General features: G+C 56.3%; 14 protein-coding genes. 8 read left to right on the top strand and 6 right to left on the bottom strand.

Annotated elements, in window-relative coordinates; all coding sequences use genetic code 11:
• Positions 1–11 precede the first annotated feature (11 nt).
• Positions 12–1556 (top strand): GUN4 domain-containing protein, encoded by a 1545-nt coding sequence (locus IQ273_RS09865; protein ID WP_194022997.1) that lies wholly within the window; start codon positions 12–14, stop codon positions 1554–1556.
• Between the two features lie 15 nt (positions 1557–1571).
• Positions 1572–2183: a GUN4 domain-containing protein gene (locus IQ273_RS09860; protein ID WP_194022996.1), complete on the top strand. Its 612-nt coding sequence runs from the start codon at positions 1572–1574 to the stop codon at positions 2181–2183.
• 230 nt (positions 2184–2413) lie between these two features.
• Here the strand turns inward: IQ273_RS09860 and IQ273_RS09855 are convergent, their stop codons facing one another.
• The 3 genes from IQ273_RS09855 to IQ273_RS09845 all read right to left on the bottom strand — a co-directional run bounded on the left by IQ273_RS09855 (position 2414) and on the right by IQ273_RS09845 (position 4732).
• Positions 2414–3463 (bottom strand): cation diffusion facilitator family transporter, encoded by a 1050-nt coding sequence (locus IQ273_RS09855; RefSeq protein ID WP_194022995.1) that lies wholly within the window; start codon positions 3461–3463, stop codon positions 2414–2416.
• 139 nt (positions 3464–3602) lie between these two features.
• Positions 3603–4133, bottom strand: coding sequence for a DNA starvation/stationary phase protection protein Dps (dps, locus tag IQ273_RS09850; protein WP_194022994.1), 531 nt, complete (start codon positions 4131–4133; stop codon positions 3603–3605).
• Positions 4134–4561: 428 nt separating this feature from the next.
• Positions 4562–4732 carry a PCP reductase family protein gene (locus IQ273_RS09845; protein ID WP_194022993.1) on the bottom strand — a complete coding sequence of 57 codons (171 nt, stop codon included), beginning with the start codon at positions 4730–4732 and terminating at the stop codon, positions 4562–4564.
• Positions 4733–5107: 375 nt separating this feature from the next.
• Between IQ273_RS09845 and sigC the strand changes: the two genes are divergently transcribed.
• Positions 5108–6370, top strand: a complete 1263-nt coding sequence (gene sigC, locus IQ273_RS09840) for an RNA polymerase sigma factor SigC (protein ID WP_228052699.1) — start codon at positions 5108–5110, stop codon at positions 6368–6370.
• Positions 6371–6476: 106 nt separating this feature from the next.
• On the opposite strand, the gene IQ273_RS09835 is transcribed toward sigC, so the two are convergent.
• Together IQ273_RS09835 and IQ273_RS09830 are read right to left on the bottom strand one after the other, a co-directional pair.
• Positions 6477–7109: a Uma2 family endonuclease gene (locus IQ273_RS09835; protein WP_194023005.1), complete on the bottom strand. Its 633-nt coding sequence runs from the start codon at positions 7107–7109 to the stop codon at positions 6477–6479.
• A 220-nt stretch (positions 7110–7329) separates the two neighbouring features.
• Positions 7330–8970: a hypothetical protein gene (locus tag IQ273_RS09830; RefSeq protein ID WP_194022992.1), complete on the bottom strand. Its 1641-nt coding sequence runs from the start codon at positions 8968–8970 to the stop codon at positions 7330–7332.
• Positions 8971–9483: 513 nt separating this feature from the next.
• Here IQ273_RS09830 and IQ273_RS33590 point away from each other — a divergent pair.
• Both IQ273_RS33590 and IQ273_RS09820 read left to right on the top strand, forming a co-directional pair.
• Positions 9484–9756 (top strand): hypothetical protein, encoded by a 273-nt coding sequence (locus tag IQ273_RS33590; protein ID WP_397197477.1) that lies wholly within the window; start codon positions 9484–9486, stop codon positions 9754–9756.
• Positions 9757–10279: 523 nt separating this feature from the next.
• Positions 10280–11902, top strand: coding sequence for a diguanylate cyclase domain-containing protein (locus IQ273_RS09820; protein WP_194022991.1), 1623 nt, complete (start codon positions 10280–10282; stop codon positions 11900–11902).
• 32 nt (positions 11903–11934) lie between these two features.
• Here the strand turns inward: IQ273_RS09820 and IQ273_RS09815 are convergent, their stop codons facing one another.
• On the bottom strand, positions 11935–18999 hold the full coding sequence (locus IQ273_RS09815; protein ID WP_194022990.1) for a hypothetical protein: 7065 nt from the start codon (positions 18997–18999) through the stop codon (positions 11935–11937).
• Positions 19000–19323: 324 nt separating this feature from the next.
• Between IQ273_RS09815 and IQ273_RS09810 the strand changes: the two genes are divergently transcribed.
• The 3 genes from IQ273_RS09810 to cobT form a co-directional block, all read left to right on the top strand.
• Positions 19324–20028, top strand: coding sequence for a Crp/Fnr family transcriptional regulator (locus tag IQ273_RS09810; protein WP_194022989.1), 705 nt, complete (start codon positions 19324–19326; stop codon positions 20026–20028).
• Between the two features lie 6 nt (positions 20029–20034).
• Entirely contained in the window at positions 20035–20820 is a 786-nt protein-coding gene (locus IQ273_RS09805; RefSeq protein ID WP_194022988.1) for a DUF2232 domain-containing protein, read from the top strand.
• 118 nt (positions 20821–20938) lie between these two features.
• Positions 20939–21919 (top strand): nicotinate mononucleotide-dependent phosphoribosyltransferase CobT (gene cobT / locus IQ273_RS09800; RefSeq protein WP_313898064.1); only part of this gene is annotated, 981 nt, incomplete at its 3' end.

Here is a 21919-nt window from a genome sequence, read left to right as displayed (position 1 = left end):
GAGGTGCTGACTTGGCGCAAGATATCGAATTCTCAATCAAGTTTATCGATCCTCACCTCAAGAGCGACGACGTGGCGACTGAGGTCCACTACCTGATTGAAGATCTGCGCGATCTAGATGATATGAGCCAAGTTCGCTTTGAGCCCATATTAGAAATTAGGGACGTTGCCGAGATTCGAGCCGGGGTAACGTTCATGGCCCACTCAGACCTGCTGGGGCCGATTTTGCGGCGGCTGCGCGATCGCCTCTACTACAGCCCTATCCAAACCGCCTTCTCGTTCAAACTAGACGGCATTACGCTGCGCATCGAAACGCACCAGGCTGACGATCTGGTGGGTTTTATGGCGGCGGCCCAAAGCGGGCTGCTGTTTTTCCCAGAGCGCGACTACCTGGCCGAGGCCGAAACCTACAGCCGCACCCAGGGCGAGCTGTCGCCTACCGAACTCGATAACCTCAATCTGCTGCGCCAGCGCCTGGGCCTCACGGCAGAGGAGGCCGAAGTGCTCAATGCCAGAGCGGCCAGCCCTTACCCAACCAAAGCCGAAAAGCACCGCCATTTTGAAGACATCACGGCCGCAGAGTTTAGCCGCCTCCGCGCTATGGGCGAAGGTCCACCCTTTGCCCACAAGGAAATTTGGCCTGTGCTGCAAGAGCTAGCCGAAAATTTGGGCTTGCCCACTCTCGAAGCAGAGGCCATTTACCAAACGTACCAGCAGCGCTACGACGACGACACCCGGCTCAAAACCGAGCTGTCTACGGCTAAAACCGCTGAAGATGCCAGTTTAGCAGCGGCAGCCAAAGCTGAGATCGATCGCCAAAAGCAGGCTCAACAGGTCCAGGAACGCCTTAACCAATACCGGGACCTGTGCCGTCAAGCCATGGCCAACAGCATCTACCCCTCTGAGTTTGACCAGGGCCGCCTCGACCAGGCCCGGCGGCTGTGGAGTATCGATGTCGAGCAGGCGATGAAACTTGAGGCAGAGGTGCGCGATGAGCTGTACGGCAGCGTGGAGTCTGCCGCCGGGGTAGACTACAGTCGCCTGCGCGGCCTGCTGCACCAGCAGACCTGGCACGAGGCCGACATGGAAACCGAAGTCGTGATTCTTAAGGCGCTCAACCTCGATATGCAGCCCGTTACCGCCGCCACCGTGCAGCGGCTATCGCCGATTGATATCGCCACCATCGACGGCCTCTGGAGTCGCTATAGTAAAGGGCGCTTTGGGTTTAAAGCCCAGCAGCAGGTCTACCGAGCCCAGCAGCAAATTCAGCCGGACGATCGCCAGCGATGGTCTGCCTTTGAGCAAGCGCTGGGCTGGCGCAAGGCTCCGTCGTTGTTTTCCCGAGGCTACAAGCCTTATCATGACCTCAACTTCATCTCTGAAGCGCCCCAGGGCCACCTGCCCACCTGGCGCTGGTGCTGCCCTAGTTTGAGCGATCGCTACAAGATCGACCCTGAGGTCATGGCCGCTATCATGCAACACCTCAATGACGGTATGCCCCTAGAGGCCATAGCCGTTCCAGCCCTCGATACAGCGTTACCCACCCAACTTGCCTAACCGGAGGGCTTGCCCGTGCTCGCTAGCGCCACCCCCAGCGATTTAGAAGAAAACCTCAGCGAACTCAGCCTGCTGCTCAACGAAGAAGACTGGGAAGAAGCCGATCGCCTGACAGCCGATCTGCTGCTAGACGCCGTAGCCCACAGCCAAACTGCGATGCGGCAGCAGGGAGCTACGCAGCGCCAGCACCCTTACCTGACCACTGAGGCCGTAGCCGCTCTGCCCTGCCAACTGCTCCAGGCGATTGACGATCGCTGGCAGAGAGCCAGCGGCGGGCATTTTGGCTTCTCAGCCCAGCTCCAGATCTACGCCAATTTGTTGGAAACTGTAGACTTTGACCCGGATCTGAATAACTGGTCTACCCCTCACCCCTTCTTTGAAGATGTGGGCTGGCTGATGCTGTTTGCGCTGCGGCCTGTGGGGTTTCTGCGGTTTTACAACTGGCTAGAGTTTGACCTCGATGCCCCTAAAGGCCATTTGCCAGCGCTCTGGTACTGGAAAATACCGCGAATTGCTTCCCTTCAGATGGGCGGCTTTTTGACTGGCCAGGGGGGGTGCTTTGGCGACCTGGCCCGGCTCGATGCCATGATGCTGCGGCTCTCGCGTTGCCATCAGATCGGCGGGTAGACTGAGGACGCAAGGCAATCCAGCTAGGCTCATACCAATCGTCCATGCCGCTAGCGCGGTACCCTCAACAATAAAAACAGCCATAGCCGTTCCCTGAGCGAAGTCGATGGGAATGGCTATTTTCCAGGGCAAATCCGAATCACATAACCCCGACCCCAAACAGGCGGCTTGCGTAGGGGCAAACGGTGTTTGCCCAGCCCAACCAGAGGTTAGCCAAAGCGGATTTAGCATCAAAGGATCATGGCTGACTCTTGGGGCTGAAGCTGAATGGTGACCTCAGCCAGATAGGGCAGCTGCTGGTGCAGGTGAGCTTTGAGCTGAGCTGCGATCGCCGCCCCAGCTGCCACCGAAAGAGTGGCCTCTACACCCAAAATCACCTCCCCGTGCAGCCGGTGCCCCAGCCACCGCCCCTTCACCTGCGTGACAGTAGCGGCAGCCCCTACCCCATGCTCGACCTCGTGGCACAGGCGATCGAGCACCTCTGGCTCCACGCCATCCAGCAGTCGCGTAAACACCGTCTGGGTCGACTGCCAGACCACCCGCAGCAGCACCAGGGTAATCCCCAGCCCCATCACCGGGTCGGCCCAGGGGTAGCCCAGCCCCACGCCCAGGGCGCTGACCAGCACCGCCAGGCTGACCAGCCCATCGGCGCGAGCGTGCAGCCCATCGGCTATCAGGGCCGCGCTGTTGATTTCGCGCCCCACCCGCAGACGAAACAGAGCCACCACCTCATTGCCAATAAAGCCAATCACCGCCGCCGCCGCCAGGGCTCCCAAATGGTCTAGGGGTTGGGGATGGCGCAGCCGCTCGATCGATTCGTACCCAGTAATCAGCGCGCTCAAAAAAATCACCGCCACGATCGCCACCCCGGCCAAATCTTCGGCTCGGCCATAGCCGTAGGCAAAGCGGGGCGAAGCCTTAGCGCGGGCCAGCACAAAGGCCACCCCCAGCGGCACCGAGGTCATGGCATCGCCCACATTGTGAATCAGGTCGGCCATCAGCGCGACGCTGCCCGAGAGGGCAAACACTACGGCCTGGGCGATCGCCGTGATCACCAGCCCCACAAACGACCACTTCACCGCCCACAGTCCCCGATCCGAGGCGGCAATCTCAGGGTCTACAGCCCCGTGGGTGTGACTGTGCCCATGATGGGAATGCCCGTGATGGTGGTGATGCCCGTGGCTGTGGGCCTGATCCGCCAGCGTTACGGCAGCGATCGCGCCATCTACAGCACCATCCAACGCATCAGAGCCAGACAATTGAGAAGCTGGGTTAGCCATAGTGAGCGAAAGAGCTACTGAAGCGCTATGGTAGCGGCTCAAAACCGAGTCTTGCTATAAAGACCCAAAAAACAACAGGGCCAGGGAGACAAAATCTGTCTCCCCAGCCCCAGCCTAGCGTTAGCCGCAGGAACGACTACTAACCCCGATCAGATTTTTGCACCAGGTGTGCCTCTAGGAACCACAGACGCATGTCGATGGTACGAGAAATCTCGGTGTAGAGATCGGCGGTGTCGGCATCGCCCAGCTCATCGGTGGTGTCGATCGCTTCGCGCACGTGCTTGCCGTAGGCGGCAAAGCGCTCGGCCAGAGCGGTTACGTGCTCAGGCCCTTCCACCGCATCAATGGGGTACTCAGGCAAAATCGACTCGGCGGCGGCTATACGGGCTGTACCCATGGCCGTACCCCCCAGGGCGGTCACGCGCTCGGCCACCAGGTCGACGTACCCTTCCAGCTCACCCGCCAGCTCGTCAAACAGCTCGTGCAGCTGGAAGAAGTTCATGCCCTTCACATTCCAGTGGGCCTGCTTGGTCTGAGTCTTGAGATCGAGGGTGGCGGCCAGCGTTTGGTTTAGTACGTCACACACCTGCGATCGCACCTCAGCCGACATATCAATGCGAGTCGGGTAAAACCCGCGCTTGGTCTTGTTTTTTTCAGCGGTTGCAACCATATGGCCTCTCTTTAGTTCTGTCAATCGAATGGATAACCAACAAATCTGTGATGCTGCCTGCGGGCCTAATCTTGAAATCCTACCACTACGGCCCCGGCTTCTTCTAAATCATACTCGTTATGAGTACGACCTGCAACCCATGCCCTAAGCTTTTGGTTCTAGTTTTGGTAGATGCCCAAAGACCTACCGCCCCAACCTTCTGCTCTGAGAGCGAACTGGCCGCAGTCTCAGAGCTGGTGCGACAGCGCTTAATCACCTACTTGAATGGCATTGAATTGAGGCTGGTGGGCACTGCCCATCCTACGGCAAATCAAGGCTTTCGGCGATCTGCGAGAGCTTGTTTCAGTACCATTCACCCATGCTTCACTTATATTTTCTGACCCATCTATCACTAAAATTGGCGGCAGAACCAGATCGTGGCGCTGAGGCTACTGGCCAAACTCCAGCCGCACCTGCTCTACCAAATCTGCCGTCACCACCTCGGCTTCGACCTCGCGGGCGACATCTTCAATGCGCTTGCGGGCCTGGGCACGCACAAAAAACGGAATATTTTTGAGCTTAGCCTGGGCATCGGCTGTCCAGGGAAGTCCGTCAACCATTAGCGAAGTCTGCTCCCAATTGCAACGAATCCTCTAATCCTATAATCGCTGGGCTGTCAATGTGAGGTTTTTGCCAAGGTGTAACCTTCCGTCAGGAATTACGGCAGATGACGGCGTAGATTATGGTGTCGGTTCGCATTGCCTACCTCAGCCCCCGATCTCTCGATCATCCCCAAGCGTCTGGGATTCTTACAAAGAATTTGCCAGCAGGGCTGAGTTTACCCCCACAGGCGCTGGTACCAGCTAACTCAGGTTAGCCCAGCCCAGCCCTGGAACTCAAGCCCTTGTTCCAAAGTCCTGATGGTTTGGGAACACTAGGCCCAGGTTGGCAAATGGCCTATCGGCACACGTTTAGACACGTTACTAGAGAGCGTCATGGTAGCAACACCCCACTACAAAAAAGATGAAGCCTCCGCCCTGCCCAATCAGGCGTTGGGCCTTCCCGAACTGGGAGAGGAGGATGAAGGGGCGGCCCCTCAGCTCCGTGACTTTTCCCCCACCGACGCTGACGACAGCGATTTTGAAACCGATGCCGCCGCCGTGCTGAAGGGAACGCGCACCACCGACCTGGTGCGCCTCTACCTGCAAGAAATTGGCCGAGTACGCCTGCTAGAGCGCCACGAAGAGGTCTCTGAAGCCCAAGCCGTGCAGGGCTATATGCAGCTGCTAGACGATTTGACCCAGGCCGCTGAGGCTAAAGGCGGCATTTTAGCGGTCTACAGCAATCTGCTAAAAACCCGCGATCGCCTGTCGTCGCAGCTGGGCTATCGCCCTTCCCTAGAGCGCTGGGCCAGTGCAGCCGAAGTGCCCATTGCCGACCTCAAGCCCACCCTGGCTGCTGGCAAGCGGGCCTGGGCCGAGCTGAGCAACCTCAGCGTACCTGAGCTAGAAAAGGCCATCTCCGAAGGCATTCGTGCCAAAGAGCACATGATTAAGGCCAACCTGCGCCTGGTGGTATCGGTCGCCAAAAAGTACCAAAACCGTGGTCTAGAGCTGCTCGACCTGATTCAAGAAGGCACCCTGGGCCTGGAGCGAGCGGTCGAAAAGTTTGACCCCACCAAGGGCTATCGCTTTAGCACCTACGCCTACTGGTGGATTCGCCAGGGCATTACGAGGGCGATCGCCACGCAGAGCCGCACCATCCGCCTGCCCGTTCACATCACCGAAAAACTCAACAAAATCAAAAAGGCCCAGCGCAAGCTCTCCCAAGAGAAAGGCCGCACCCCCTCCATCGAAGACATCGCCCGCGAGCTAGATATGACCGCCATTCAGGTGCGCGAAGTGCTGCTGCGCGTACCCCGCGCTGTTTCGCTCGAAACTAAGGTGGGCAAAGACCGCGATACCGAACTGGGCGACCTGCTCGAAACCGACTGTATGTCGCCCGAAGACATGCTGATTCGCGAGTCGCTGCGCCGCGATCTGCAACAGTTGATGTCTGACCTCACTAGCCGCGAGCAAGACGTGATCAACATGCGCTTTGGCCTTGGCGACGGTACCCCCTACTCGCTGGCCGAAATTGGCCGCGCCCTGGAGCTATCGCGCGAGCGAGTGCGCCAAATCGAGTCGAAGGCACTGCAAAAGCTGCGCCAGCCCAAACGCCGCAACCGCGTTCGCGACTACCTTGAAGCGCTGAACTAGAAGACGATTCGCTGTTGAGGGACCGGGTGCCTGTGGGACAAGCTCAAAACCTGAGCTATTGCCCAGGCATCCGGTCCCTTTTTGCACGGTCTGCCTAAGCCTGGGTTTAGAGATGCTGCTCGAACTCTCGCAGAGCCACGCTAGATCCTGCCGCCCAGGCCCGCTCAACATACTGGGGCAGCAGAGCTTTCACATCTACGGTGGGCAATGCAAGGCTGGTAGGGCGATCGTCGTAGCCTGATTCGGTCAGGATATAAAGCATTAACTGGCCTTGGCGATAGATCCACACCTCTGGCACCGCTAGGGTTTCGTACACCTCTAGGTCTGTCGCAGAAGTGAGATCCATCTCAATTGCCAAGTCGGGGGGCGGGTCAGTGGCTAGGTCAATCCGCTCTTTGCCCAGAACGGCCTGCCAATTTTGAATATAGAAGCAGGCGTTGGGTTCGGCTCCGGCTTCGCGCAGACGCTTTAAGGTCACTGGGTGAGAGCTATCCCAGTCGCGTCCCTGATGGCGTAGCAATGCTTTGACCAGATCAACCAGGGTATCAATGCGTCTACCGTGGCCAGCCATGGGAGCCATGATCGAAATCTGTTGGGTGTGGGCGTTGAAGCGAATTTTGATGGCGGCATCGTCGCGACGGCTGGTTAGCAGGGTCTCGTAGTCGTCCCAGGTTTGGTAGTGCAGGGTAACGGTACTGCCGGGGGGCAGCTGAATGCGCTCTGGGCTAACGGTGAGCATGGTGCTTTGGTTGAGCGGGGGGATGGTGCGATCGTAGTGCAATATTAAAGTGCTTGGGTCTTTTGATGAGTAAGCGATCGCAGCCCGCCAGATAGTAATAAGGAACGCAAACGGGTTGCTTGGGACTGTAAGTTAGTTTGTGTTAGAGGCCAAAACAGGATTTGGTGTTAAGGCGATTGCGCTTGCAAAATTCTAAATGCTTCTATCTTTTGATTTTCTTTTACTTAAGATAGGTATTTGCCCAAGCGTAACGAACCAGATCTTTTTCAAGAAGATACTTCGAAACTTCTTTGCGTTTATCTTTGTCCTTTGTCATTCGGACAATTTTTTCAATTTCATTGTCTGTATCATTCGCTCCACGTTCTGCCGCCATCTCAAACCAATTATCACCTTCTAGGTATTTGCCTTTATCATAGCAAATTGCACCCAATAAGGTGTAAGGCTGGTGGCTGTCAGGCTGACATTTCATTGCTTGCTCTGCACAGTCTTCTGCTTCTTCTAGTCGATTGACATCTCGAAGTGATGCGCCTCTTGTGACTAATAAAGCCGCTTTTAGATCAACTCCTTGGAGCCTATTCCAGTTCACATTCTCTGTAATTTTTAGTGCATTTTCAGGTTCGTTTGCCTTGCGCCAATTACTACTTGCGCTAGGTAGGTTCCACTTGTTGCCAGTTCTTTGATACTCTTTTTCATAAAATATTGCTTCTAGCCTGTAGTAGGCGGCTGCTATTTTCCCATGTCGAGAAAGGCGACCTTCTTCAATGAGCTGAATCACTTGCTTGGGATCAAGTCGTTCCTCGTGTTCAAGCTTGAGCATGATCGTATAAAATGGATCGGCTGCTAATTGCCCCACAATTTGATATTTTGATTTCAATATCTTAAAGTGTTTTGCTTTGGCAATCTCTGCTGTTTTAGGCAGTTCTTCATTGATTAGCCATTGGATCTCATCCTCCATTACTTCAGATTCTATATTCTTTAGAATCAAAAACAATTTACTGGAAGAATCGGAATCTTTATGTCGAGTCGCTTGATACTTTGCTTTGAGCTCTTTGAATAACTTGATATCCTTCCAGTTTCGATCAATCGCGACTAGCTGGGGTAGATTCTGCTGCTGAAGCCATTTGCATTCATTATCTTCAAGGTCTTGGTTCTGTTCTATCTTCTTCAAAATAGTGTAGAGCGGGTCATGAATAGATAAGTATGAAGAAATATGATATTTTGCTTTCAATTCCGAAAGCTCAACTATAGCTTTCCTCTCATCCTCCTGCTGCCAGTGAATTTCTAGTGTTTCCTCAAAATTATGCTCAAGAAGCCAATCAGCCTCAGGGTCAGACAAAGGCTCTTGCGTATCCAGTTTTTTTAGGATTGAGTAGAGATTTTCTTCGGGAAAGTATTCTAGATATCCAGTTGCTTTATAGCTAATTTTTAATTTTGAAAAATTCAAGATCTCTCGAATCAAGGCAGTTGTTTCTGTAAGGTCGCAGCTATTTAGCAACTCCAGTTCTGAATCTGTGGGAAAATCTCCAGCCTCTAATTTCCAAAGTATTGAATAAACTGGGCTGGTAACCGGAAGCTCTGACTCTTCTGGAATTTTATATTTAGTTCGCAGACTCAAATATTCAGCTTCCAGTCTTTTCAGATCTCCTGCCTGATATTCTTGCAAAGAAATAATTTCAATGGCTCCGAAAAGACGGTTGTCTGCTAGCCATTGAAGCTCCAGGCTTGTGATTTGAATGCCTAGTTCAGCCTTTCTTAATATTAGATACAAAAAATTATCAAAAGCCGCATTTTTATGCCGATTTATTTGATACTTTTCTCTAAGAGCAGTAAAGTGTCTTTTCTGTATCTCACTATTTTCCATGCTTACGCAATTATTTAGTCCTGAGCGGCTAAAACTAGCTTACCCACCATTAATCAAGCAGCTACAGTTGTCTAGAGAGTATTCTTAAAACCACTGTTATGGGATTTAATCTAACCACTTCCCTTTTCTGGTCGTCCCTCGCTCCACGATTGACGGGGAGCGATTGTACCGGTACTCTCTTACATTAAACCGTTCAACCCGAACGGTGGCCGTGCAGAACTCGAAAACTTTGGCGCTGTCTGAAGGCGTTGGAACCATCAACAGACAGCTAACCCCGAAAATCTCACACCAGATTATCGGGCTAAGGTCGATCGTACCCTAGCTCTCCCAGTTTGCACCTCAGCTACAATTAGCTAGTACTCGAAGGCTGAAATAAGTCGACTATTCCGGCTTGCTTGGCTCCCTAGCTCCCCTGCTCCCTCGCGATTGGCAATAGTCGCCACACTTATGCCGCTGTCTACTAGGGTTTTCGCGTTCTGTCTTCCTCAAACCCATAGAAGGAACACAGAACCGATGTTTGAATACCTCGAACCCGACGCCAGCGGCGCGTCGAACATTCCGCCGTCTCAATCTGCGAGACCCCAGCCCCGGCCCGAGCGGGTGCGCCACATGCTCTACGGCAGCCTTGCAGGCATTGTTCGCGAAGCGTCTCCGTCCCGGAGAATCGCACTATCAAAATCCTCCATGCCCACGGTTACGCCGACCCCAACGACTAGAGCGACCCCATCCCCGCACCGCCCAGCACTGAGACATGGTCGTCGAGCGAAGTCGAGACGCGGTCACTGAGCGGAGCCGTGGGCGCAGCCTCCCCAGAGGGGACAGTGTGGATGGTGATTATGACGAAAACCTTGCTGATTGAGTAGCAGAGTGCCCCTGGTGGGCTGAGACTAGTCAGTCAGCCCACCCTCGCCGAGCAGCAAAACTGTACGTTCGGCAGCGCGATCGCCGTGTGAGCCCCTGGGGAACTACCCCTGATCGGCCTACTTGGCGATCGCTTGAGGCGACAGTTGATAGCAGATTAAAAAATTTTGCTGTCGCGGTGAGCATTGAGGTGTGATGGGGATCGTGGCACACCCCCTGCCACTCTTGTATCTACAATGCTTGATTCACGTGTCTAGTACTAACCTATCCCTCCTTTCTAATCCTCGGGGCAGATATGATTGAGATATTTTTTTGTAAAGATAGGCTTTACTACTTTTCTGGTGGGTAATAGCTCTCTGCATTGCTAGAGTTAAGGCCTGGGGAAAGAGAATAACTGGATTTTGCTCGTATATCTACTTGATTCATCCAATTTCAAAGGACTTTCTCCATGGCCAAGGTGCCAAGAGATAAACACAATAATTCCCGATTTTGGAACGAAATTACGCCAGAATCCGTAGAATTAAGCCTACCCTCCACCGCATGGCGACATGAGGCTAAAGTTAATAAGCAGATTCAGGTTTACGCCCAATTACATCTGCTACAGCAGTTAATAGATTCGCTGCCGGTTTGTGTCTCCTACGTAGACAAAAATCGTTGTTATCAATATGCCAATGTCACCTACCAGGCCTGGTTTGGGGTCAAGCCTGAAGACATCTATGGTCAACCCCTAGAATCGGTGATTGGTACAACCGCCTATCAATGGGCCAAAGTAAACGTCGATCGCGCCCTGGCTGGGGAGACGGTAGTATTTGAAGCCGTCATGCCCTATAAGGCCGGAGGGAACCGCTACGTGCAGGGTACGCTGGTGCCCGACTATAGCGTAGAAGGCACCGTGCAGGGATATTTTGCGCTAATTCAAGACCTCAGCGATCGCAAAGCCGCTGAACTAGCCCTACAGCGCAAAGTAGCGCGCGAGCATACTCTCTGGCAAATTACCCAGCGCATTCGCCAAACGCTAGATCTACAAAGCATTTTAGGTACCGCTACAGAAGAGGTGCAGCGGCACTTACAGGTCGATCGCACCCTCCTTATTCAATTCACCTCCGACCACAGCGGAGCGATTATTCGGGCTACGGCCCAGCCCACCTGTTCCATTGATCTTGCCTCCAGGCAATGGCAGGCAGAGGGACTACGGCAGCGTTGCCACCAACATTATGGTCAGGGCACTGTTAGAGCGATTGTCGATCTAGACGCCGAGATCGACAATCTCTGCCTCAGCCCTTGGATCAAGTCGATGGCCGCTAAGTCGGCGATCGTGGCTCCCATTTTGCACCCCCAACTCGATGAGCTGGATAATCTGTGGGGGTTCTTAATTGTTCAGACCTGTACCGACTACCGACGGTGGGAGTCAGGCGAAGCAGACCTGCTAGCGCAGGTGGCTGACCAATTGGCGATCGCGGTGCAGCAGGCCAACCTATTGAGCCAGGTGCAGTGCCAAGCTAAGTGCCTGGCCGAAACCAACCAGGCCCTAGAGCGGGCCAACCAACGCCTCAACGACTTAAGCCACCGCGATGAGTTAACCCAAATTGCCAATCGTCGCTACTTTGATACCGTGCTTCAGCGTGAATGGAAGCGCCTGAGCCGCAGCCAATCGCCCCTCTCGCTGATCATATTTGATGTTGATCACTTCAAGCAGTTCAACGATTACCACGGGCACCCGACTGGCGATGACTGCCTCACCACCGTAGCTCAAACTAGTCAACAAATGGTTAACCGCCTGCCCGATATAGTGGCCCGCTACGGTGGGGAAGAGTTTGCGGTGGTCTTACCCCATACTGATCTCGCCGGAGCGGCTACCCTGGCCGAAACCATTCGCGCCCGTATTCGCGACCTCAACATCGTAAATTTCAAGACGGCCACTGAGACGGTTTATATCACCATTAGCTCAGGGGTGGCCTGCCAAGTTCCTAGCCGCAATACCTCTCTCCAGACCCTAATCTCTGAAGCTGACCAGGCCCTCTACCGAGCCAAGCAGGAGGGCCGCAACCGGGTCGTTTGTTGGGGGGAGTAACTGGGTCATTACCCTACAGATTTGCGCTCAGCCTATACATTAAGCACCGTAAGCTGACTCAGTAGGGGGTCAATTAGCGTCTGGTGCTTGTCGGCCAAAAGCTGATCCATGTAGGTCTGCAGCCGTGCGCCCTGCTCCAGGTTAGGCACATACACCTGGCCGCTAGGGCGGGTAAATAGCGGTGTAGTGGCTAGCGTTACCAACTCGTCGCTGGCGGGAGCCAGCACCAGAGGACCGCTGGCGGTGTTGGGCAGCAGGCCGGGGGGCAGGCGACCTTCGAGCAGCGCCATCAGGTGGGCCTGGCAGGCTTCAACATTCAGCCCCCGCTCTTTAAGCAGGTGCAGAATGCCGCTGAGAGGCATGGGTTGCTCGGGTAGGGCACGTAGCACCTCCATCAGCAGGAACATGTCGCTGTACTGGTGGCGAGTCAGGTCTAGGGCCTGGGGGTAGCGCACTAGGTTGACCAAACCGTAGGTGACTCGGCTACAGCTAGGGGGGCGATCGCTGTGGTAGGTGTCTTGCACAATGGTGGCATTGGGGAACTTTTGCCGCAGCCAGCGGGCAATCTTGGGTAGCGAGCCGCTGCCACCCGTGCAAATGACCTGGTTGATGCCCTGGGTATTTAATCCAGATTCACTCAGCAACCGATTTAAGTGGCCGTTGATGCGCTGAATATAGGGCAGAATAATGCGGTCTTCTAAGTCTTTGCTGCGTACAATCCAGCGCTGGTCGGCCAGCTCCAGCTCAAACTGGGGCTGGTGCTGAAGGATGATCTTCAGGTGGCGAGCGGCTTCAAGCACGCTCTGGCCTAGCAGGGAAGATTCTAGACGCTGGTAGAGGCGCTGACGACGGGCAATATCAGGCTCCGCCGGGCGCGGCATGTCGCAGCCGTCGAGGTCGAGGTCGTGCCAGTGGGTGCCATCTAGCTCGGGCATGGCGGCCTGCCAACCCCAGCCTGTTGCCTCAGCGGAGCGGCCAGAGCCTTCAACCGGTCGGCTCTGGCGGCGTTCTGCTGGGTGTAGCAGGTGGCAAACAATATCAAGGTCAATGGCGTCGCCCGCGTAGCTCATGGAGTGCAGGGCAAAGTCGCTGTAGGTGAGATCGCTTAGGGTACCGGGCAGGTTAACGATGCCGACCTCAGTCACACTGGCCCCGGCGGAGAGCACCACAGTCCCCCCAGTCCAGGGGCAGGCGTAGAGGGTTTGCTGCTGCATGGGCTGGCCGTTGCCCTCGGGCAGCGGCGTCGAGGGGTCGGGTAGACCTGAGAGCACCGCCGCGATCGCATCTTCGACAAAATAAACATCGTCGGGGGTAGCAGTTAGCCCTGCCCCCAGTACGGCCTCCCGCAGGTTGAAGGTGTAGGTGTCGGGCCAGTTGGCCGGGTAGCTAACCACTACCCCCCGCAGCTGGCTCAGCGCCTGGGCGATTGCCTGGGCCTCTAAACCCACCGCCCCCACGCCGAAGGCGGCCTCTGACGATAGCCCCTGGGGCAGCGTAGCCAGCAGCTCTCGCAGGCTGTCTTGAAAGATTTGCAGAGGCAGGCGATCGCGATCAGACCACTGAATGTGGGGTTGAGAGGTAGCACTATCGCCCACCACGGCCGGAATGCTCAGCTTCAGGTAAGGCTTCAGAGCTTTGAGCAAGACCGTGCTCTGGTCGGTAGCGTCGCTATCGCTCCAATTGACCGTCAGCGTTGAGGACCCGATCGATTGCACTTGGTAGCTGCCGGTGTCGTCTACCGCTCCGACCGAGGCCAGGCTGGGTAGCCGAAAGAATTTGTCAGCCGTCACTCCTGAAATGGCATTATCGACCCAGTAAAGAGGGTACACCTGCCCCCCGCGACGTTCTAACAGCACCGCTGATAGGCCCGTGGTGCCAACATCTAACCCTAAAAACCACAGAGGGGTAGGCTCTGTGGCCTCGGGCTCGTAGGCGTCAGGCGGGGCTGGAATGATGGCGGGCTGGTCTTCGAAGGCGATCGCATCGTCTCCATCAAACTCATCCGGCATGTCCGCCCGATCGGCTTGCTCGTCAAGGGCAGGCTCAGGCTCAGCTAAAGGGCGTGGGGCGACAGGGTCGAGCACGGGTGGGGCGATCGCCTCCGGTGCCACGGCCTCAAACGCCTGAGAAACGATCTCATCTAGACGGTCGACCGGCTCCAGGGCTGGCTCCGGCTGCTCTAACGGCTGTTCTGGCTCACTCGTTTCTAGATCAAAGCTGGCTAAATCAAAGGGGTCTAGTTCTAGCCCCTCTGGCGCTGGAGAGTCTGGTGCCGGAGAGTCTGATGCCGGAGAGTCTGGCTCTAGCAGATCTAACCCGAAGGGATCTAATGCATTAGATTCCGGAGTCTCTAGTTGCTCTGGCTCTTCTATGTCTGGCCGGGGTGGCTCTAGATCGGTGGACTGCCCTAGTTCAAGCGCATCGAGATCGAGCATGTCGAGGTCGATGGCTTCAGGGCCAGGGGCTTCCGGCTCAAGAGACAGGAGTTCGTCCAGAGAGAAATCATCTGTCGCTGCTGGAGCCGGAGCATCTAAGCTCAGATCTGCGTCCGCTAAAGGCTCGGTGCCAGGTGCCATGTCTGCTGGCTTCGGGTCTATTAGCTCCGGGTCTATTGGCTCCAGGTATGGGGGTTCTGCGGAGGTAGTGGCTGAGGTCAGCGACCAGGTTTCTGACAACGGGAGAGGCTGGTCTGACGTCGGCTCTGGGTCAGCTTCCGATAGCCAGTCGGCGATGTCACTATCGTCAGAGGATTCTGTAGTAGTCCCTAGGGAAAGATCGTCTAGGGAAAGCCCCAGACTATCGTCGGGCGGAGCAGGAGCCTCTGATTCGAGGCTAAAGTCAAGATCGAGATCGAGGGAGAGGCGATTGTCCGTTGGGCCGGCGCTATCAACCGGGGTAGAGGCGAGATTCCCGAAAAGATCCTCGTTTAGCGTAGGTTCCTGGACGCTTTGCGAATCGCCCTCAGTTTCCGCATCTAGCCAGGTAGCGGGCTCTGGCTCTGGTGGTTGAGCCGGAAACAGTGGCTCTGGCTCTTGCGCTGGCTCTGCGATCGCGTCGAGGTCTAAGTCATCCAAGCTGAGATCGAGGTCGAGATCAAGGCTAGGTTTTGAGGCTATAGGATCAATGGGCTCCCCCAGCAGCGCATCCAGATTGATAAAGTCGATCATCGATTCCATCGACTCGGCTGTCTCTGCTGCCGCTGACTGAATGGGGTCAAAGGAGGCAGGCGGCTCTGGCTGAGCCTCTAAGTTAAGTTCTGCCAGAGAACTTGCCCCAGCGGCATCCAAAATGTTGTCGAGGCTAATTTCGCGCTGCCAGTCCGTAGCGGTTTCCGCCTGGGCGTCTTGAGCAGGGGAGGTGGATCCAGGGCTTTCAGGCCAGCTTTCCCCTAAAGCCGCCAGATCATCTAGCGAACCGGGACTATCTGCGATCGATGAAGTCTCCGATGGATCTGGCTGGTCTGGCCCCAGCGGATCTAAAGTCAGGTTTAAATCGTCGAGGGTAATCGAGAGCGGTGGTCCCTGGGAACCAGGTTCGGGGCTAGGTGCAGGTGACCCCGCCATTCCCCAGGTGTCTAAGGTTAGCTCTGAATCTGGCCCAATCTCTGGCCCGGTGGAAGCCGTCAGGTTTGAGCCCTCTTGTGGCGCAGCAGGTTCGTCTCCCAGACCCAAATCCTCTAGGGTCCAGTCATTTGCGGTTAGCCCTGGGGAGGAATTATCCTCCGCAAACAGATCAGCGATCGCATCGTCTGGCGGTAGATCGGGCTGTAGGGCAGATTCTGGAGGTCCGCTGGTGCCACGTTCTGCCCCCAGGTCAAGACCACCCAGGGTAAGGTCGTCAGCTCCATCCGGGGCTGGGCCAGAGCTTGAACCAAACTGGGCGTCAGTAGTGAGATCGTCTAGGGTTTCTCCAGGTTTGGGTTCTGGGGCCAGGGGCATTAGCGGGTCGAGGGTTAGCTCGCCCAGCAAGTTTTCTAGGGTAATCGAAGGGCCGGTTGGGCCGGTCGAGGGGGCCTCTGGCGATCGCTCTGGGGTAGGCGGGTTAAGCTGATCCGCATCGGCAGATAGATTGGTGAGGTCGTTTAGGGTTAACCCCGACTCACCCAGGGCCGGTTCCTCTGCACCTAGGCTCAAGTCTAGATCTGACAAGAGTGAGGCCAAAGGCGACGCGGCAGGCGATGGGGCAGGCGACGAATCGAGGGCAGCAAACAGATCCTCGGGTACGGGGGGGCTGGACGAGCGATCGCCAAACAGGTCAACTTCGGGGGGCTCGGCTGCTGTTTCAGCAGCGGCGGGTTCATTGAATAAATCAATACCTACCTGATCATCGATCGCCTCGTCAGCAGCAGATTCTTGGGAGCCATCAAACTGATCCAGTCCCGAACCTTCCAGTCCTGGGGGTTCGGGTGCAGATGGGGGCTGATTGTCGGCTAGATCATTGTTTGCCAGAGATGACTCTGAGCTACTAAATAGATCTGGCAATTCGTCGGGGCGGGTGACTTCAGGCGTAGCCGTAGCATCACCGAATAGATCTAGGGCTGCTACATCTTCAGTCAGCTCTGACGGAGGGGCGATTCCTTCGGGAACTGCGGCCTCCGCATCCAGCGGCGACAGATCAAACAGATCTAGCCCTAGGTCGTCATTGGGGGCAGGTGCAGCGAAGGATTCGTCACTGAACAGATCGACGTTGGGCACCTGATTGGAGGCTTCAGAGGCAGGGGGTACCACCGCGTCATCAAATAAATCAACGTTGGCCCAATCGGGGATAGGTGTATTGGGGCTGAGTGCGTCAGGCTCGAATTCAGCCGGGTCGGCTAAATTGGGGGGCAGATCAGCGTCTAAATTCGACAGATCGATTTGCTCAGGCTCGCCGCTAGTAGGCTGGCTCAAATCTGGCGTCGGCTCATCCGACACGTAGAGGCTCAGGTCAATCGAGGAGTTGATGGCGCTGTCCTCAGGGCCAAAGTCGCCTAGCTCCTCAGGCAGGTCTAAAGACGGTGGGGTGGAGAAGTCATCCTCAAATAGGTCGAGGCTGAACAGATCGGGAACCGCAGCCTCGGTCGGGCGATCGGCGTCGGGCCAGGGGCGGTTGTCTGGACTAGGTGCTGGCCCAAGATCTTCAGACGAGAACAGATCTTCAGGGGAGAAAAGGTCTGGTTCGGGGCTCTCACTCTCGGCGGGCACAGCAGAATCTGAAGGCGGCAAGGGGGATTCTGGCTGGGGTGTGGGCTCAAAAAAACCTGGTAGGACAGGTTCTGCCGCCTCAGTTTCTAAATTGTTGAGGTCTTGACGGAGCTGGTTGATCATGGACTCATCCATGGTCAGCTCGTAGTCGACAGTGACTGGTAGATCGTCTTGGGCCAGCAAATCCTCGTCGGGCGAGGCGGCCATAAAGCCGCCAAATTGATCGTCATTATCGTCGGCGATAGAGTCTAAATCGCCCATTTCCCCAGGGCCGGGGGGCAGCAAATCATCAAAAGATTCTATGGTTTCAGGTAGGTCAGCCTGGCCAGCGGCCAGCGAACCCGCCAGGTTGGTGGCTAGGGGGTCAGCGGGGGCGTCACCAAACAGATTGTTGAAATTATCGTCAGAGCGTTCTGGGTTGGTATCGGTCTCGGCCACTTCGGCCGCCTCAGTCAGCATCGTTAGATCGTCAGGGCGGGGCAGCTCGCCTGTTAGCGGTGGCTCAAGCGGCTCGTCGGCATCGATCGCGGTCGGACCATCTGCGATCGCATCGCTTGCATCAGCAGAGCGATCGACGTCTAAAAAGAGATCAACGGCCTCATCCGCACCAGTCTCATCCTCAAATGCGGTCAATTCAGCAGCGGTCTCGGCGGCTTTAGCTCCAATAGCATCAGCTCCAGCGGCATCAGCAAAAAAATCGCCCCCAAATAAGCTTTGATAGAGGTCATCTAAAGCCGATTCGGTTTCTACTCCAGCGGCCGCCACTTCGGCACTCAGGTCGCTCTCCCGCTCTGGTAGCGACACCGCCGGAGATGGATCGGCGGCAGCGGCATCGAGGCTATCGAGCAGCGGCAGATCGGGAAAAGCCGCATCGGCTTCGTTGAGGTCAAGAGCCGCCTCCAGGGCTTCATCGAGCTGGAGTTCGGTAATGTCTTCATCGAGGTCACCCCCCAGATCGAGGGCTTCCAGGGCCAGATCGGTTTCTAGATCGGGCGACAGACTGATCCCTTCGACGAAAGTATTGCCTGTCAAGGTTTCTGGGGCAGAGGTTTCGAGCTGGGGCTGAGGCCGTTCTCGTCGTTGCCCCGACTCTAGATACGCCAGGGTTTCCTGGTTGATCTGCTGGCCTAAATGGTTGACCAGGGCGCTAAACATCAGCTCGCCCTGCTGGCCCAGGGTATGCATCTGGTTGAGGCTCTGGTTGAGCGAATTTTGGTAGCCGTAAATGCTCTGCTGTAGAGTTTCAAACACCGATCGCAGCGACTGATCAAGCCCCAGCATGACCTGGTCTGACTGAGCTTGAAGCTGCTTTAGAAACTCTAGCCGCTGGGCTGGAGTAAGGCCAGGGGCATCGGCGTCAGGCCCAGAGCCCTCGCCAGAGCCCTCGCCAGAGCCTTCGACTAGACCATAGGTGTTGGCAGTAGCCATCTCTAGCCGCTGCACTGACTGACTGACCTGGTTGCTCAGGTGAGCTTCTAGCTGGTGGGCCATCTGCTGTAGGGCGGCCTCCCAACTGGGGGGCAACTGGTGCAGTGCCGCCCCTTGGTCGATCTGCGATCGCTGCTGCTGAAGCTGCTGTACCTCCTGTAGCAACAGCTCGCGCTGCTGCCGCAGGGTGGCGACCTCATTGCGCAACGGGTCAAGAATTTGCATGGTCTGCCCGCGCAGGTACTGCATCTCTTGCAGCAGCGCCTTGAGCACCTGGCTAGAGGCCGCAGCGGTAGGGTCGTTGGGCAGACCGCTAGGGTCAAGGGTCGCAGGCGTAGCCTTAGCCTCCGCCAGGTAGGCCCGAGCGCGGGCTAACAGCTGACGTTGATTGGCATCGTTCGACATTACCCAGGGCAGCCGGGGGGCGGCTTCCCCCAAAATTGCGTCAATTTCGGCTACCAGAGCTTCCAGTTCATCCTGCTGCACAGCCACCTCTTTGCTTACCTTTCCCCAGCGATTGCCAAAGTGTATGTCAGGCGTCTCTAAAAATCATCACGGCAATACCCTGGTGTTATTGCTGTCAAAGGGTATAGATGGGTTTCACCGTGCTTCAAAGCGACCTGGAATTTGGGCTTAGATCTTACCCTCGATCGCCCCTGTTCTGCCTAGGAGAGAGTGATATAGTGCTAAGACTTTGGATTCCACCGCCAAGCATACTAATGAAGAATTCTACCCCTCCCCTGGGATAGGATGGGTTGAGGCGATTTAATATCACTAACTTAAACAAAAAAATTAATGTTGGGGTGATTAATGGATGCTCGCTACAACCCTCGAGATACCGACGCCGATCTAAAACTCATTCGGTCGGCGCTGCTATTTCAAGATTTGCCAGAAGAGGCTGTAGCTGAAGCCACTGGCCATGTGGTCTCGCGTCGACACCCGGCCAATCAGGTGATTTTGCTCGAAAACGACTGGGGCAACTCGGTTTACTTCATTTTAGAAGGCTGGGTGAAGATTCGCACCTACAACCTCGACGGCAAAGAGGTCACCCTAAATATTTTGGGCAAGGGCGAGCTGTTTGGCGAAATGGCCCCGCTCGAAGAAGTACCCCGCTCCACCGACGTGATTACCCTGGTGCCCACGGTGATTGGCAGCATGCCTTCCAACGACTTTGTAAAACTTTTAAATACTCAACCTCTGGCCGGTATTCGCCTGTCGCAGCTAATGGCCCGTCGGCTGCGGCAGGTGAACCGACGACTGCGGCTGCGCGAGTCTGACAGCACCTCGCGGGTGGCCGATATCATTCTCTTTTTGGCCGATGGGCAAGGGCAGCGCAGCGGTAGCGGGATCGAAATTCCCAACCTGCCCCACCGTGAGCTCAGCAGCCTCAGCGGTCTGGCCCGGGAGACAGTCACCCGTGTACTGAGTAAGCTAGAGAAGAAAGGGTTGATTGTGCGGGAAAAAGACCAGATGAGCATTCCCGATGTCAACGCCCTAGAACGCCTGCTGGTTTAGCTATTCATGAGTCATCCCCCTGACCCCGCCCCTGGGGCTAATTTTGTGCCCCCGGCTGAGTCTACCGCGAGCGACTTCGATGGGTTAGAAACCTACCTGGAGTACCATACCACCGAGGCCGAAGCCGACGGGCCAGATCTGTCGCACCGTCTCAAAGCTGGCCCTCTAGCGATGGTCGAAACGGCCTTTTTGGCGAGCACCGCCGCGTTGATCTGGCTGGTGAATACCTACTTTCCGCCGGGGCCAATTTTACGCATTCTGTTTCCGCTGCCGATGGCCCTGGTGTACCTACGCTGGGGACCACGGGCGGCGTGGATGTCGGCGCTGGTGTCGGGGCTACTGCTCTCGGTGCTGATGGGGCCACCCCGCAGCCTGCTGTTTCTGATTCCCTACGCGCTGCTGGGGGTACAGCTAGGCTTTTTTTGGGTGCGTCGGGCTAACTGGTACATTTCGATCGCGGTTGGGGCGCTGCTGGGCACGATTGGCTTTTTCTTTCGGCTGTGGCTGTCGTCGGTGCTGGTGGGCGAAGACCTGTGGGTGTACTTGACCACCCAGGTCACTCAAATGCTGAACTGGGGCCTAGAGCGCCTAGTGGGTCTGGGCATTTTGGATGTGAGCGTGCTGGGGCAGGCCAATGTGGAGGCGGTGCAGGTGCTGGCTTTGATATCGGTGCTGGCCAGTAATGTGGTGTACCTGTTGACGGTGCATTTGGCCGCCTGGCTGCTGCTCGGGCGACTGGGGGCGAAGATTCCAGCCCCGCCGGGGTGGGTGCAGGATTTGTTGAAGGAGTAGAGGGTACACGGTGAACGGTACAGGGTATACGGTACAAAGGTTTAAGGCTAAATCTGAACCGTAAACTGCAAACCCTTTACCCTGCCTTGAGAGAGCTATTTGTGGAGTAGTGAGTTCTGTGGGCGAGCCGTTGATTAAGGTTTATACCCAGAATCAGCGGGGGAAAGACTGGCTAGGGCGGGTGCAGGGGCTGTGCCCGAGGCTGGTGTTGACCTTGGGATTTACAGAAACGGGGCTGGTGGAAGGGATTTCGGCGGCGGGGGCAACACCGCGCGATCGCCGCTTTACCGCTCTGGCCGATGCTGAGTTCATGGTCAACGGCCTGACTGCGAATCCCAAGTATCCTCTACCACCGCTCTTGGCTGGGGCTTCTCCGGCGCTGATTGCTAAAGCCGTTATTGCAGCCCAAACGATTCCCCTCAGCCTTCTCAATGCTGGGCTGCCGCTGCCACCGACTGTCTCTGCTGTGGAGCTGGGGGGCAAGCCTGCTCAATGCCTGAGCACCGGGGCCGCACTACCCCTAGATGTGGTTTATCACCTTTGGCAGCAGGGGCTGGCGCAGGGGGAATCCCTGGCCGTCGCAGCCAACTATCTGCTGCTGGCGGAGTGCGTGGTGGGGGGTACCACGACGGCATTAAGCGTTCTCACGGGGCTGGGGTTAGATGCGGCGGAGCGGGTCAACAGCAGCCATCCGACCTGTAACCACAGCCAAAAGCAGGCGTTAGTTACCGAGGGATTGTCCCGAGCGGGACTGTCGCAAACACCTCATCCTCTAGCGGTGGTGGCAGCGGTGGGCGACCCGATGCAGCCGGTAGTGGCGGGGTTGGCCCTGGCGGCGAGTCGCACCCGACCCGTGCTGCTGGCAGGGGGCACGCAAATGCTGGCGGTCTATGCGCTGATGGGGGCGATCGCGTCAGCAGAAAACTACGACTGGAACCCTGCCAATGTGGTGGTGGGCACTACTCGCTGGGTGGCGGAAGATGCTACTGGCGACACGGTGGGGCTGGCGGAACTGACGGGTGCCTGTTTGATGGCGACGCAGCTGAGCTTTGCAGAGTCTCGTTTTGAGGCGCTGCGGGCCTATGAGCGGGGTTTTGTC

This window comes from Nodosilinea sp. LEGE 07298 (genome assembly GCF_015207265.1).
In the GTDB taxonomy this organism is placed as follows: domain Bacteria; phylum Cyanobacteriota; class Cyanobacteriia; order Phormidesmidales; family Phormidesmidaceae; genus Nodosilinea.
Note: the sequence above shows the minus strand (reverse complement) of the source record. Positions and strands in the feature narration are given on the sequence as shown.